Below are 15,476 nucleotides of genomic sequence, written 5' to 3' on the forward strand. Positions count from 1 at the left end.
AATTAATACTTAATTTTAGCGTTTGCTACTTTTAATAAATACTTTCCATAACCTGTCTTTGAGGAAAGTTCACCAGACTTTAATAATTGTTCTCTTTCAATCCATCCATTAATAAATGCAATTTCCTCTGGTGCAGCTATTTTAACGCCTTGATGTTCTTCGACCGTGCGAACAAAATTACTTGCAGAAAACAGACTGTCATGAGTACCTGTATCTAGCCATGTAAAACCTCTTCCAAGAAGCTCTACCTCTAATTGTCCAACCTGAAGGTAAGCTTCATTGACTGATGTGATTTCCAACTCACCACGTAGAGAAGGCTTCACATTCTTTGCTATTTCAATCACACTATTATCGTAAAAGTAAAGGCCTGTGACCGCGTAATTAGATTTTGGTACCTCTGGCTTTTCTTGAATACTTATAACCTTACCATTCTCATCAAATTCAACAACACCAAAACGTTCAGGATCCTGAACATGATAACCAAATACAGTTGCACCTGTTTCTCTCTGTGCGGCTCGTTGAAGAATTTTCCTCATGCCACTTCCATAATAGACATTGTCTCCAAGAATCATCGCAACAGAATCATTTCCAATGAATTCATCACCAATAATAAAAGCTTGCGCTAATCCATCAGGGCTAGGTTGAATCTTATATTGAAGAGAGATTCCAAACTGTGAACCATCCCCTAACAATTCCTCAAACCTTGGAGTATCCTCTGAGGTCGAAATGATTAAAATCTCACGAATACCGGCCAACATCAACGTTGATAGAGGATAATAAATCATTGGCTTATCATAAATCGGTAATAACTGTTTACTTGTAACCAAGGTAAGTGGATACAATCTTGTTCCACTTCCACCAGCTAAAATAATTCCTTTCATTTTATGTACTCCTATTCTTTATAAAAATGGTAATAGTGAATATTCTCCCAGGGGGAATTCAACATAACGATTTACTAGTAAATCGTAACAAAAGAACCAAACTAGTTTTATATAGCAAACAAGAAGTCCTGTACCTAGCCAATATTCTAAGTATTAATCTATTTTCCCCGTTTGCAAAAAAGTTACTGTAGAACACTGTAACGGATGGATTGCCTTATGAATTATAAGTTGAATACTCTTTTAGAAAATATACAGATTATAAAAAAGGCATGTAATAATTACGGACAAAACAACTATTAGGAGAGAAACACAGTGGTCAGGGCTTCATTCTCATGCAGAATTAACATTTACGTTGGATGTGTGAGATTAATTACAAAAAGGCACGGCTAGCTTAAAGTACTAGTCGTGCCTTTCTTCGTGCGAAAATTCCGATTGTCACCTACAAGAACCGTCCCGTGTGCTCTCTGCCTACCCCTATATATCTGATTCAATAATCACGAATGCAGCGGCAGTTTCTTCTGTATGTGTAATAGTTAGGTGAAAAATTGTATTTTCGGAAAATAAAGACTGGACTTTGCCTGATAAATAAAACTCTGGTTTACCAAGATGGTTAGGTTTAACCTCTAAATCTTTTAACCCTATTTGCTTCCCAAAACCAGTACCTATTGCTTTTACACCAGCCTCTTTGGCTGCAAACCTACCAGCCAGCCATTCCATTCTTCTCTTTTCGTTTTCGATTTCCTGAAAATAGCTAAGCTCATTGTCTGTTAACATGCGTTTTACAAAAGACATTGAAGTTCTATTTAATGCTTTCGTTATTCGTTTTATTTCCGTCAAATCCATTCCAATGCCTACTATCATTTATTACTCCTCCACCATTCTTTACGCTTGTTTATTGGATATACTGACTAACAACTAGGGAATTATAATTGCCCCCATAAGCGAATGAATTGATGAGAGCATTTTTTACATCCGCCCGTCGAGTATTAGTTACTAAGTCTAGTTCTACTCGTGGATTTGGATTTGTTAAATGTTGAATGGCAGGTACTACTCCACTAAATGCTAATATTGAACTTAATATTCCTATAGCCCCTGCAGTACCATGTGTTTCGCCAAATACAGATTTAGGGGCACTTACAGGAGTATCATTCCCAAATACTCTTGATAAAACTCTAGATTCGATAGCATCGAAAGTTTTATGACCACTTGCAGATGAAGCAATATACCCAATGTTACTTACTTCTAAACCCGCTTCAGCTAAAGCTAATTCTATCGATTTTTCCCACGCTTCCCCTGTTGGATTAATTCTTCCAATTTTACTATTATCGGAGGTCATTCCAAAACCTTTAATTTCCGCATGAATCTCTGCCCCACGCTCCTTCGCAGATTCATCACTTTCAAGGACAAATGCTACACTTCCTGCACCGAGAATATTTCCGCTAGATTCAACATCAAACGGTTTTGCTTTATCCTTTGTTAAATATCCTGGTATTCTATGCATACCAGCTAACATAGGCTCATTGAACTCATCTGATGAAACAACAATAACCTGCTTACAAATCCCTTGTTGAATTAAACTATTAGCATAAAATAATCCATTAATTGCTGAGACTCCACCCGCACAAATAGTAGACGTAGGGCCCTTTAATTTAAAATTTAAACCTATATGTCCAGCCGCTGCATTCATAACTGTATTTGGGAAGCGGCGTGCATTTGCCTTTTGAGCACCTTCAGAGATAACCACGCGATTAAATGCTTCAACCGTTTCAATCGGACCAGTTCCAGTAGCAAAAATCAAACCAACTTCTTCACTATTATCACGATTTATTTTTATATTTGCGTCCTTAATAGCCATATTGGTGGCAACAGCTGCTTGCTTACTAATGGTATCCATCTTTCTAAGTAATTTAGGGTTCACGAATTTACCATACTTTATTTCTGGAATGATTCCTGCATCCTGATACCCATAGATACTTGTATCAAATTCTGTAATCTCGGAAATACCACTCTCTCCATTCTTCAATAGCGAATAAATCTCCTCTACATTAGAAGCATTTCCTGCAATTGCTCCTACCCCTGAGATTACAACTCTCCTTTTAGAATAATTCACAACTGGCTTATTGGATTCAGTTTTTGCACCAAACATTATTGTTGCATTATTACCTCCGAATGCAAAAGAGTTTGATAAAACTAAATCTACATTTCCTTTTCGAGAATTGTTAGGAACAAAATCTAAGTCAAATTTGGAGCTTTCTTCCTTAAAATTTACAGTTGGAGGAATAACTCCTTTCTTTATAGCTAGAATACTAGTAACAGCTTCCGCAGCTCCAGCTGCACCAAGCATATGTCCTATCATCGATTTAGTAGAAGAAATAGGTGGTGAATATTCCTTTAATAAAGACCTTAATGCCTTAGGTTCTGATGAATCATTTGCTGGGGTCCCTGTTCCATGTCCATTAATATAAGAGATATCTTTTGGCTCATAACCTGCTTGCATTAAAACGTTCTTCATGGATTGAAGTGCTCCTGATCCAGCTGGGTCTGGAGCCGTTTGATGATAACAGTCAGCTGACAAAGAATAGTCAAGGACTTCTGCCAGAATTTCTGCCCCCCTGGCTTCTGCATAATCCAATCTTTCAAGGACTAAGAATGCGGCACCTTCACCAATATTAACTCCATTACTTTCGCTGTATGGTGAACACGGTCCATCACATAAAGCTTGTAAACTATTAAACCCACTAAGTGATAATTTAGTTAATGGATCAACACCGCCCGCTAACATAACATCAGCTTTCCCTGAACGAATTGTATCTAGAGCATACCCAACCGAATTGGTCCCTGCAGCACAAGCATTTGAAATCACACTTTTAGGACCTTTTATCCCTAAGTCAGTTGCTACATTATCAGCTGGAACATGGATTGGGTATTTAAAGATAAGAGAACGATCAGTATGGTTAATGTCTTTATTAATCCACTGCTCGTGAAATTTCTCGCCACTTGCTATCCCCCCCAGAGAGGTTCCTAGTATAAGGCCAGCTCGGTATGGGTCATTAGAGAAATCAATATTTGCGGAACTAACTGCTTCACGAGCTGCAAGCACAGCAAATTGACCTGCTCTATCTAATTGAAGAAGTTCTTTTTTCGTAAAGTAATTGGAGGGAATAAATTTTTCAACCTCTCCACCATAGTTTGTACTTAAATCAGATAAATCTAGTTCTTTCACTAATTTTATACCGCTTTTCCCCTCAATAATATTTCCCCAGAATTCCTCAACGTTCTTTCCATTTGCACAGATAATGCCGATTCCCGTTACAGCTACCTGAAATTTCTTAAACTGCATACCACACAAATCTCCTTAATTAAACAATTTTAATTGCCCATGATTTTGGAGTAATATATGGAGAAGAAACAGTTTGAATTACTACTTGATTCCCCTCAGAATTTAATCCTCCCATTTCTAAACCAGAGACTGCGAACTCACTAGCCATTAAAGCTAAACCCAAATTCTTTCTAAGGGTATAGCTATACTCAACCTGAATAACTGAGCCTACTTTTTCATTTTCAATAATGATGGAATCTCCTTCAGCTAAAGCAGCGTCCTCATCAAAAATAAAGCCAACTAGTCTCTTTTCTACCTCTTGTTCTTTTAGTGATTCAATAGCCTCCATTGCTAAGAATTCTTCTTTTTCAAAGCTAATTAACCATTCAAAGCAAGATTCAAATACCGTATGATCTTTTACTTCAAAATCAACATTCGGCTGTCTTACTTCTAGCATTGTAATATTTACCGCTTGAGAACCTACTGGCTGAACAACGCATTCATCCTCACTTTGATCTAATAAAAAGCTCCAAAGGTCTAAAGCGGACTCCATTTGAACAAATACTTTATAACCATACTCACCAGTAACACCTGTACGAGCAAAAATTAATTTTTCATTATTCCAAGTTGTCTCTACAAACGACTGAAATGGTAAAGATGAAATGTCAAAATCGATTAACTGTTGTCCAACCTTCCAGGCATATGGACCTTCAAAAGCAATGATGGCTAGCTCATTACTTATATCTTCAATTACTACTTGATCATTATTATGGTAATGTTCTAAAAAGCTATAAACTTCATCCCGTTTAGAAACTGAAGTTTCAAGTAATATATAATCCTCTTGTTTATAAATCGTCACTAAATCTACTACATGGCCCTCTTCATCGACAAAAAGGGAAAAAGCAGTTTTTTCTATATCCAAATACTCTATATCCATTGAAGTTAGGTAATTTACAAACTCTACATGATCTTCTCCTGTGATTTTAAATTTTCCATTCGAAGAGTAATCAATCAGCCCTACATATTTTCGAAGGGCATTGTATTCTTCTTCTACACCACTGTAGGCTCCTACGACTTCATACCCACCATTATTTAGTACTGTCGCATTACCCTTTATAGAATTAGTAAAAATTGCTTTTTTATCGGTACTTGTTATCACTTTGATAACCTCTCTTTCATTTTTTTATCAAGAATAAACTCCATCATGTCATTTGCATCAGGAGTATTAATTATTAAATTAATATATTTTTCTTGTTTTTCATTAACTATTTTTTTTGTTTTTTCACAGTACAAAAGATTATAAATTTTCTCGCCAGTTTCTCTTATATTGAATATCTCAGAAATCTCTATTGCTTCCATAAATGGATTGTTTGCGAGTAAAGGTTGTAGTTCATCTACCCATCCATTCGGAAACGTTAAAAATGGATAAATACCTTTTGGAAGTACTTTTGTCCACTTTTGCAGGATTGCATCTCTTCCTTCCTGAGATTCCCAAATCTCAGGAAACAATAGATTTCCACCATCACCTGTATTTACCTTGGTATTTACTAAACTCAGAACAGGGACATACCCAAATAACGCTTTTGCCATTGAACATGAAGTAACATTATCTGTTATAAAAAGGTCACATGAGAATAATAAATCTTCATATTCTTTTATGTTTAGAAATGACATACCGACAAACTTTATCTTTGATTCGCTTGCATGTTGAATTAAGCTATTTTCAGGAGCTATCCCAACGATAACAACCTTAGACGGAACTTCTCTTACTCCTAGATAGCACTCAATTAACTGCTGAATAAAGTGTTCATAACTATATTTCCTATCCATGTATAACTTAGTTTCCATTAAACGCATTTTCACAAATAAATTTGCCCATGCTGCCTTAGATACCATAATTAATTTATCAGTTTTGGAATGACATCCAAACCTTTGTCTTACCTCTTCCTTCTTAATCAATTCCATATTAAATGGACGTTTATAAAGAGTAACTGGCTGAATTCTTTCATTCTTAACACTAGGATCATTGATTGGGCAAGTACGGATCACTTTCATCGTTTCTGGTATCTTTCTTAAAAAAGCTTCTGCTTTACTCGTTGATCTTGTTCGCTTCAACAAATTTTCTTCGAATAAACGATTCTTTAATACTTTGGATTCGGTTCCAAAACAAAGTGAATCAATAGTAGCTGTTGGAAGTCCTAAACTTAATACAAAATCTAAGTCTATTAAAGGTGATTCCAGGTCTAGATTATGATAATCTGCAATGATAATCGCATCTGGGTCAAAGCTCTGAACTACTTCTTTCACGGCCACTGTTTGCATCGTTTTTTTCCTTAGTGGAGTAGCTTTCACACCTGAATTCAGGGCATAATCCAGATGATTTTGACTGGTTAAAAAGTGGCATGTCCTCCCATTTGATTCTAGTTGTCTAGATAAATAGATCGCATTATGCAACTCCCCAATACTAAATTGGCTGGGCGCAATAAAGAGTACCTTTTCCTTCACATCCGTTCCTCCCTTACTAACTTATATTTATGTGACTTTTAGCTTCTTCTAGTGTTCGACTAATACAGATATAAATAGAAAATTTACCCACATCTTTCTTAACACTTCTATTTTTTAAAGATTGTATAAAAGATAACTGAAAGCCTTGATCCGGCCACTCCGAAATGACAAGTTGTAAGTCTTCTGATTCTCCCCATAAGGTGAGGTAAAAGTCTTTTCCTACGTCTAATATTGCTTTTGTATCACTTGTATAGACTCTCCTCCTGATTCCACATTCTCTCAGAATATTTTCGCCTAATATATTCCAAAAGTAGACTTGTCGTTTCCTGCCCAGCTTATTCCAAAATGAATGGAGTGCAATGTTGAATATTTGATTCGCCTTGATTAAGTCTGTATATAAAATCTCTAATTTTAATTTTGGCGATCCTGGACGTGTAAGATAGTTAACTACATAGTCTTGTCCTCTACAGCTAATACCTTCCCAGGAGTCCTTTATAGAAGAGCCACCCTTAACCAATTCAGATATAAACGTCTCTATATATCTATCTTCAAAAAGGTATCCTTTTTCAATATCTATCTCATGCTCTATTAAATGTGGATATATACCACCTGGGGTTGCTGTATTTTGTCCCCAATTTTTAAATCGAGGAAAATGGGAGCTTAGTAAATTTTTCGGACCGTATTTCAAACTAATTAATGAACCTTGAAGGTCAGGTGAAACTTCAAATTCTAGAAAACCATTATTGACTGAATAAACACTTATTGACCTTTTCTCTTTTTTTTCAATAGTAACTATAGAACCATTTTCAATCACATCTAACTGAAAATTCTTTTTTGCATAAATTCCTTTTTCCATATTTTCGAATGTAATGGTCCCATTAATAATTTTCTTATCGGTTTTCACATCAATTAAGAAAGAAAATTCTAAAGGATGTGTAGAATGAATAGCTCCAACTGATTGACTTTTATTGAAGTTTAAGGCCGGGATATTGAGTTCAAGTTTTCCACATAATTCACTTAGATGGACCACTTTTACTTTTCCTTTCAGTTTAAGGGTATCTATATTTGAAACTGCATCAGGTAGAATTAAACTAATATTTGCTCTCCCGCTATTCTCTTGTTGGACTCCAACTAGGTTCCATATAGATTGTTCATCAATATCTCTAGTTAAATCTATATTAAAATAGTGAGAAGCGTCGGGAATATTGTCAGCTATAATGCCCTCGATTGATTTAATTGTCTTATTTTTATTGAAGTTTTTTAAATAATTGTTTTCACCTAGAAATAAGTACTGTTTATCCCAGTTTTTTTTATTGATTTTCCTGTAGTCGCGAATGCTTGAACAGCGATTAAAAATAACAGACGGCATCCAGCGCATTCCATACATAACAGAATTGACTTCACCTTCCCATGTCATTTTTACTTTTATCTCTTTATTTTCAAACAAGGTCCACGGCTTGAAGTATGCCTTAGGGTCGCTCGGTAGATCTTGATCTCTCATATATTCGAAATCATTCGTAAGGAAAGGAAAGTCCTCAAATATTAAAGTATCTCTCACAATACCTGATACAAAAGGTATATTAATGATTGAATCTTTTATCGAGCACCAAGGGGTAATCTTCAATACTTCTCCTTTACCTATCGCATAATCCTCTATCCCTATCATACTGTTACCACCAAGTGTAATCTTGCGTATTAAATGAACTTTGTCATCTTTAAGCTCTATAGCTATTAGGGTATTTTCTTCGTTGGGCTCGAGAATAATTATTTTACGTTTAGGCATGCGCTTCACTGTACCTATAAAAGGTAGACCTAAATCAGGCCAAGCTTCGCGAACAACTTGATTTCCTGCTATTCGTTCAGTAATGCTTAATCCGCCCGTACTTTCTTCAAGTTTTACAGAGATTTTAGAATTCTCAAGAATAATGTTACCTATACCGTCTTTGAATCTCACGCTAGAGAAACGGGAAATAATCGGTAATTCTAGAACCTTAGTGTGAACTCTGTCATGGTTATTGTTATATAGAATTACTTCTATTAAGTCGATTCCAGTACCTAGACATTTAAGATGAACTGGATATTGAATTGAATCCCTGGCAGGGATGACTAATTCTTTTATCCCGGATTTATCTAATTTAATCCTCGTAGAATCAACAGCACGAATCTCAATCAGTCCCTTAAATTGTTTGGAAGTATGATTTACGAGGTTTAACTTGATCTTTGTTGGTTGATTAGTTAGTAAAGAAGTATTTTCTGCCACAGAAACAGCCAATGGTCTTGTGGCATTATACCCGTAATGAAATGAAAACTTATAATCACCAAACTTAACAGTCGATCGCAAACTACTAAATTCCAGTATATGATGTGGGATGATTATATATTCTTTCCAACTAATCTTTTCACCTGGTGCCAAAAGCCTTGACTTTTTACCATTTCTATAAGAAAGGGCTCTTTCACCAATCTTACTATTAAAAGAAACAAGCATTCTTTGATCGAGCCGGTTTTCAAACTCAAATATAGCCGTTACCGTTTGGCCTTGATTAAGTTCCTGGCCTTCTTCAATATAACTTATGAACCTAAAACGGGGGTCCTCCATCATCGCTACCTTTTCACTTAACATATCAACCCAGCAGGAAAAACTTTCATTATCAAATTTCATTTCATATTGATAGGTTTCCATTCCATGCAATGCATATGTATCATTACTCGTAGAACGAATGTTACTTGCACTAATTAAGCTTTTCCAACCACTTTCAACTAAAGAATCATTCAGGGTTGTAACATTATAACTTTGTTTTAAGAATTGAGTCACCAAAGGTAGATAGCATCTTAATTCTAAATATCCATCATAATCAAGTATAGATTTCTCTCTTCTAATGAACCCGACACGCTTATATAACGGGAGTGCAGCACTGTTAGTTGGATCAACATCAACATCTATATATTTATAACCTAGTTCTGTTAATTGCTTAATTGAATTCGAAAAAAACATCCCTGGTAAAGGACCGTTACGAAATTGGGGATGGATTAAAAAGTTACTTCCCCAAACTGCGTCAGTATCAGCAGCCTTTTGGCCACAGTGCGTAGAAAATAACATAGTCCCAATGATTTTATCCTCATATTCTAAGCATAAGAATAGAACAATTTTAGAATGTATAAACAACCTTTGTACATCACTTTCTTTTAGTAAGCAACCATGTGTAACTGGACCATACTCAAATTTATTGAAAAAATTTGAAATTTGTTCAGCATCTTCTTTCACACACTTTCTAAGTTTAACTTTACCGAGTTCCATAATGTATAACCCCGCTACTCTTTGTTAATCTGGTCTTTGAGAAACTGTAAGTGTACCAGTAGCTACACAGTCATGATTCACATATGCAGAAACCTTTACTTTTGAAAGAATTCCATAACTTTTTCCAATATTAGCACGAAGACGCAACTGATCACCAGGTGTTACCGGCTTCATAAACTTCATATCCTTTATTGCAACTAGATAACCTACTCTTGAAGAAATATCTATATCCTTTGCAAGACTTTCTGCTGCTCCTGCTACTTCCTCAAAAGATTCCTCCATTGCTTCTAAAGCACCGGTACAATAAACAACTGCTGTAAGTTGAGCCAATGCTTCCACGATGAGAACACCTGGCATGATTGATTCATTTGGAAAATGCCCCTCAAAGAAAGGCTCACTGATTGTCACATTTTTAATTGCAGTACCTGTTATTCCTGGTTTAAGTTCAACAACTCGATCTAAAAGCAGAAATGGCCACCGATGAGGAATGATTTTTCTGATTTCATTCACATCAAGAACGTTTTTCAAAACCAATCACTCCTCACTATTCACAACAATGTAATCTGCCAATTTATTAATAGAACTAAACACTTCAATGTTGTCGTCATAAACCGTAACATTGAATTCATCTTCAATGACAACAAATAATTCTAACGCGTCAATTGAATCAAGTCCTAAACCACGTCCAAAAATCGGTTGATCATCTGTTATTAAACTTGGTTCAATTTCTAAATCTAATCTTTCAACAATAATTTCCTTTAGTCTCTCTGTTAATTCTCTTCTCTCTTGAGCTAATTTTTGAGTCTCTTGATAGGCATACATCTCTACACTACCTTTCTATTATCCATTTATTAATCCACCATCAATGGTGAAAACTTTACCTGTAATATACGAAGATTTCTCAGAACTTAAAAAAGAAACAAGATTGGCCACCTCTTGCGGCTTTCCCATTCTTCTCAATGGAACTAATTCCATCATTTGGGACAGGGTTGTTTGATCCATAGCTTTTGTCATATCAGTTTCAATAAAACCGGGTGCAACCACATTCGCACGAATATTATACTGTGACGCCTCTAACGCTAAGCTTTTGGTAAAGGAAATTATACCTCCCTTTGAAGCAGAATAATTCGTTTGTCCTTTTGCACCGGAAATACCACTTGTTGAAGCAATATTTACAATTGTCCCACTCTTACTAATCATCATTTGCTTAACTGCTTCTCTTGAACATAAAAAAGTTCCTCGTAAGTTAACATTGATGACCTCGTCCCATTTCGGGCTACTCATTAATGGTAAAAAGCCATCCTTTGTAATCCCACTATTATTTACAAGGATATCCAGTCTGCCATAATGTTTTTTGACGTCCTTAAATAACTGTTTTACTTCTTTTTCGTTAGATACATCAACTTTATAAGATATGACATTCCCACCAGAATTTTTAATTTCGTAAAGTGTCTCATCCATTTTGTTGCTACTACTAACATAAGTCAGGACAAGATTTACTCCTTGACTAGCTAGTTCAAGAGCAACTGCTTTGCCTATCCCTTTAGATGCACCAGTTACTACTGCTACTTCATCTCCTTTAAACAAAGAACTCACCTCATTTAATTATTACATCCCTATATATAAATCCTGAAAAATTAATATTCTTTCATAAATGTTTTTGAGGATTTTTTCACACTTTTTTTATATGACATTACCGATTCTGTTGAATAAGTAGTAATTGCCTTTTTACCAAATGATCTCATCAAACCTGATAATGTTTTACTTGGTCCCACTTCAAAAATCTCCTGGATATCAAAAGAATGAAGAGACTCAATCGTTTGCTTCCATAGAACTGGCTGTGTACATTGGAGTCTAATATCTTCAAGGATAGCGGCCTTTTTCCACGTTAATTTACTATCACAGTTTAAGATGATAGGAATCTCTGGTTCGTTTAAAGAAAACCCACTAACATAATCATAAAAACCTGACTCCATCTCTTCCATTAACTTTGAATGAAAACCCTGGCTAACATTTAAGAGTTTCGTTTTAATTCCTGGAATGGAATCCATATACTCTTTAAATTTCACTATCAGGTCGACCTCTCCAGAAAAGACAATCTGTAATGGAGAGTTGTGGGCTGCCAATTCAACATTGAAATCAAATGATTTATCTATAACCTCCAAAATTTGCTCCTCCTTGGAGCCTACAACAGCCAACATTGTCCCTTTCCTTTTAACTCTAGCCATACTCTTTCCACGCTGATGAACAATCTTTAGTGCATCTGAAAATTGGTAGGAACCTGCAGCAACTAATGCTGAAAACTGTCCAATACTATGTCCAGCAACATAATCTGGCGTAACCCCTTCACTTTCAAGTAGTTTATACACTCCTACACTTGTAGTTAAAATGGCTGGTTGAGCAATATCAGTAGATGTTAATGTCTCATTCGGGCCAAAAAAACATAATTTTTTTAAAGGAACCCCCAAAGCATCCTCTGCTTCTTCGAATATTGTTGTAAATATAGAAGGAAATTGTTTATAAAAATCTTTTGCCATCCCTATATGTTGAGAACCTTGTCCAGGAAATATAAAGGCTTTACTCATGACACACCTCCAAGGAAGATATCAATTTTTTGCTTAATGTCATCTGGTAGCTTCAAAATTAAAGTACCATCAGTCCGTGTAAACGCATGTTCCGAGCTTCCCTTTACTAAGAGTTTTCGACCGTATTTACGATAAACTCTGTATTCAAAATGGAGGTAGGCTTTCTTCGGTTTTACTAGCGCCGTTTCAACTATAACGGTCTCACCAAACTTCGCTGAACTTTTATAATTACAATTTATATTAATTACAGGCATAAACAGTTTTCGACTGGCTTTTTCTAAATTCAGACCAGCTTCTGTTGCTAACTGAACCCTACCCACTTCAAACCATGAAAAATAATTTGAGTGATGAACAACACCCATGGGATCACACTCAACATAGCGTACAGGTATTTCCACCTTCACCCATCTCATCTTTTGACCCCCCAAAAAAACCGGCACCTTCTATCATTAATAAATTTTCTTTGTCGGTACAACCACAGATTAATTAAATTTAAATAATCGAACTGATAATATTAAAAAAAGAATCCCCATCCCAAATAAAACAACAATTGAAGCAATGATGGTGGATAACCCCTCTCCATAAATCAGGAGATTATTAAATGCACTCATAGACCAAGCAGTAAGGGTGACATGGGCTACTTTTTGAAGCCATTCAGGCACAATATATAGAGGCCACCAAGAACCACCTAATGCAGACATCGATAATACGATTAGAAGAGAGACACCACTTGCTTGGGCGCGAGTTTTACAAATAGATGCAATAAACATCGCTAACCCTGTGGCTGCAAATGCAGTGGCAATGACTAATAGGATTAATCCTGTAATTGAGTTACCAAGCCACATCCCAAATATAAAATGCCCAACTGTAAAAAGAACAAGCATTTGAAAAAGGGCTGTTAGAAAATTTGAAAGCATCTTTCCACCCAATATAGAAAATCTTGAAATTGGAAGTGTCTGTAATTTCCTTAAGGTTCCTCTGTCTCGTTCTTCTAGTAAACTAGTTGCACCAGCAGCTGTACCTAAAAGAACAAACATTACAGCGTAACCAGGGACATTAGATTCAAAAGGAGTTGCCTCATGCTCTACCTCTTTTGTTTCCGATGTCTCCACGACTACTTTAACCGGTGGGTGATCAGTATAGTATTCACTTTGCTCTTTGATTGTTTCTATTTCAGCAGAAGGATCAATAGAAATACCATGTACCTGTTGTGTTTGCTGAGTAATATTTAGTACAGCAGTAGAACCAATTAAATTCACTACATTAACCATTGATAATTTGGCGGTATATTGAGAGAGAATATCATTAACAACCCCAGGTATCACTCGATCCACCGGATCCTTTAATACAATTATTTCAGCATTTTCACCATTTTTAACTTTTTCTGAGAAACCATTAGGTATAATGATTGCAGCCTTTTTATCAGCTATCATATTTTCAGCTTCTTCTCTAGTTAAATTTGCTTCTTCCCCATCACTTGTTTTGTAGGTTTCGATAAGTTTTATGGCACTAGTTTCATCTAATACACTAACTAAGTTTTCAGCTACCTCTCCATCATCTTCTATTACAATAGGGATGGAAAACTGCTCTACCTCCCCTTCAGTAAACATTCCCGACAAAGCAAAACTTGCAATCGCGATAATGATGACAGGAGTTAATATCAAATACAAAAGTCCCGGGATATCACGTATAAAAATTCGTAGGTCCTTAGTTGCAATATTCCATATACCCAAGTTAATCCTCCGTTCTAATCTCGCAGTTTCTTTCCTGTAAGCTGCAGAAAAACATCCTCTAAATCGGTTTCCCTTACATTAAATTTACTTACTACTAAGCCCTCTTTACGAATGTAGCTTAGTATTTCCTCAGTTCTTTCTAGCAGCTGTTCCGATTGAATATAAAGCATGTCATTGACATAATTAACCGAATCTATGTTTTCCATATCACGAATTTCATCTAGTAGTCTATCATCCACGTCTTTAATCTTAAGCTCTAATTGCTTTTGTCCATGCTTAGACAATAGGGATGTTGTAGCATCTACATCCAATATTTCTCCTTGATCATAAATGGCCACTCGATCACAAAGTGTCTCAGCCTCTTCCATATAGTGTGTTGTATAAATAACACTCATCTTAAGATCATTTATTAAATACTTAATGGATTCAAAGATATGATTCCTAGATTGGGGATCCACCCCCACTGTTGGTTCATCTAACAGAATTAATTTCGGATGATTTAATAATCCTATCGCTAAATTAAGTCTCCGCTTCATTCCTCCTGAAAAAGCTTCAACTTTTTTATTCGAAACATTATGTAATTGTGCAATTTCTAATACCTCATGGATTCTTTCTTTTTTTATTTTCCCCTTTAATCCATATAAGTTTGCAAAGAACGAAAGATTATCATATGCAGTTAATTCCATATAAAGAGCTAAATCCTGCGGTACCAAACTCACTAGTTTTTTAACATGATGTAATTCTTTATTACTAATATCAAACCCACAAACCTCTCCGCTTCCACTGTCTGGCTTTAACACCCCGGAAAGCATCGAAATTAATGTCGTCTTACCTGCGCCATTTGGCCCAAGGAGACCTAGAACCTCTCCTTCATATACATTGAGATTTACATTCTTCACTGCTACAAAATCTCCGTAGGATTTAGTTAATCCTCTTACGGACACTATTGTGTTAACATTTGATTCAATATTCAAATGTTGATCTTCCAATAATTGATTCACCTTTAAACCTCCTTTTTTTAAAAAACATCATTTCTACCCTTTTAAGTAGGTATATAGACTTACATGTCGAAAATACTATTAAATCTTACCATAATCTACATTGTTTTTGGGAAAATTTTTACAAAAAATTTAATATTACCCTTTTTCGCAAGGGATT

General features: G+C 35.6%; 13 protein-coding genes. All 13 read right to left on the reverse strand.

Annotation, left to right across the window (positions count from 1 at the left end):
- Positions 1-2: 2 nt before the first annotated feature.
- The 13 genes from rfbA to F0342_RS21140 all read right to left on the reverse strand — a co-directional run bounded on the left by rfbA (position 3) and on the right by F0342_RS21140 (position 15,319).
- Positions 3-881, reverse strand: a complete 879-nt coding sequence (gene rfbA / locus F0342_RS21080) for a glucose-1-phosphate thymidylyltransferase RfbA (protein ID WP_149157801.1) — start codon at positions 879-881, stop codon at positions 3-5.
- A gap of 474 nt (positions 882-1,355) precedes the next feature.
- Positions 1,356-1,742, reverse strand: a complete 387-nt coding sequence (gene acpS, locus F0342_RS21085) for a holo-ACP synthase (protein WP_149157802.1) — start codon at positions 1,740-1,742, stop codon at positions 1,356-1,358.
- Between the two features lie 31 nt (positions 1,743-1,773).
- The gene (locus F0342_RS21090) at positions 1,774-4,221 is read right to left on the reverse strand and encodes a beta-ketoacyl-[acyl-carrier-protein] synthase family protein (protein WP_149157803.1); all 2,448 of its coding nucleotides are present in this window, start codon (positions 4,219-4,221) and stop codon (positions 1,774-1,776) included.
- Between the two features lie 19 nt (positions 4,222-4,240).
- Complete coding sequence (locus tag F0342_RS21095; RefSeq protein ID WP_149157804.1) at positions 4,241-5,359, reverse strand: aminomethyl transferase family protein; 1,119 nt, start codon at positions 5,357-5,359, stop codon at positions 4,241-4,243.
- Complete coding sequence (locus F0342_RS21100; RefSeq protein ID WP_149157805.1) at positions 5,356-6,705, reverse strand: DUF6365 family protein; 1,350 nt, start codon at positions 6,703-6,705, stop codon at positions 5,356-5,358. The genes F0342_RS21095 and F0342_RS21100 overlap by 4 nt, the downstream gene beginning before the upstream one ends.
- Before the next feature lie 16 nt (positions 6,706-6,721).
- Positions 6,722-10,000 (reverse strand): GNAT family N-acetyltransferase, encoded by a 3,279-nt coding sequence (locus tag F0342_RS21105; RefSeq protein WP_149157806.1) that lies wholly within the window; start codon positions 9,998-10,000, stop codon positions 6,722-6,724.
- Positions 10,001-10,024: 24 nt separating this feature from the next.
- Entirely contained in the window at positions 10,025-10,528 is a 504-nt protein-coding gene (fabZ, locus tag F0342_RS21110; RefSeq protein WP_149157807.1) for a 3-hydroxyacyl-ACP dehydratase FabZ, read from the reverse strand.
- Between the two features lie 6 nt (positions 10,529-10,534).
- The gene (locus tag F0342_RS21115; protein ID WP_149157808.1) at positions 10,535-10,822 is read right to left on the reverse strand and encodes a phosphopantetheine-binding protein; all 288 of its coding nucleotides are present in this window, start codon (positions 10,820-10,822) and stop codon (positions 10,535-10,537) included.
- An 18-nt stretch (positions 10,823-10,840) separates the two neighbouring features.
- Positions 10,841-11,587 carry a 3-oxoacyl-[acyl-carrier-protein] reductase gene (fabG, locus tag F0342_RS21120; RefSeq protein WP_149157809.1) on the reverse strand — a complete coding sequence of 249 codons (747 nt, stop codon included), beginning with the start codon at positions 11,585-11,587 and terminating at the stop codon, positions 10,841-10,843.
- A 50-nt stretch (positions 11,588-11,637) separates the two neighbouring features.
- A complete protein-coding gene (gene fabD, locus F0342_RS21125) occupies positions 11,638-12,585 on the reverse strand; it encodes an ACP S-malonyltransferase (RefSeq protein ID WP_149157810.1) in 948 nt (315 codons plus the stop codon).
- The gene (locus tag F0342_RS21130; RefSeq protein WP_149157811.1) at positions 12,582-12,998 is read right to left on the reverse strand and encodes an acyl-CoA thioesterase; all 417 of its coding nucleotides are present in this window, start codon (positions 12,996-12,998) and stop codon (positions 12,582-12,584) included. Before F0342_RS21130 ends, fabD begins: the two co-directional genes overlap by 4 nt.
- A 69-nt stretch (positions 12,999-13,067) precedes the next feature.
- Positions 13,068-14,318, reverse strand: a complete 1,251-nt coding sequence (locus F0342_RS21135; protein WP_149157812.1) for an ABC transporter permease — start codon at positions 14,316-14,318, stop codon at positions 13,068-13,070.
- Positions 14,319-14,332: 14 nt separating this feature from the next.
- Positions 14,333-15,319 carry an ABC transporter ATP-binding protein gene (locus F0342_RS21140; RefSeq protein ID WP_262481844.1) on the reverse strand — a complete coding sequence of 329 codons (987 nt, stop codon included), beginning with the start codon at positions 15,317-15,319 and terminating at the stop codon, positions 14,333-14,335.
- Positions 15,320-15,476: the final 157 nt, after the last annotated feature.

It is taken from the genome of Bacillus sp. CH30_1T (assembly GCF_008364765.1).
Classification (GTDB): Bacteria; Bacillota; Bacilli; order Bacillales; family Bacillaceae_B; genus Rossellomorea.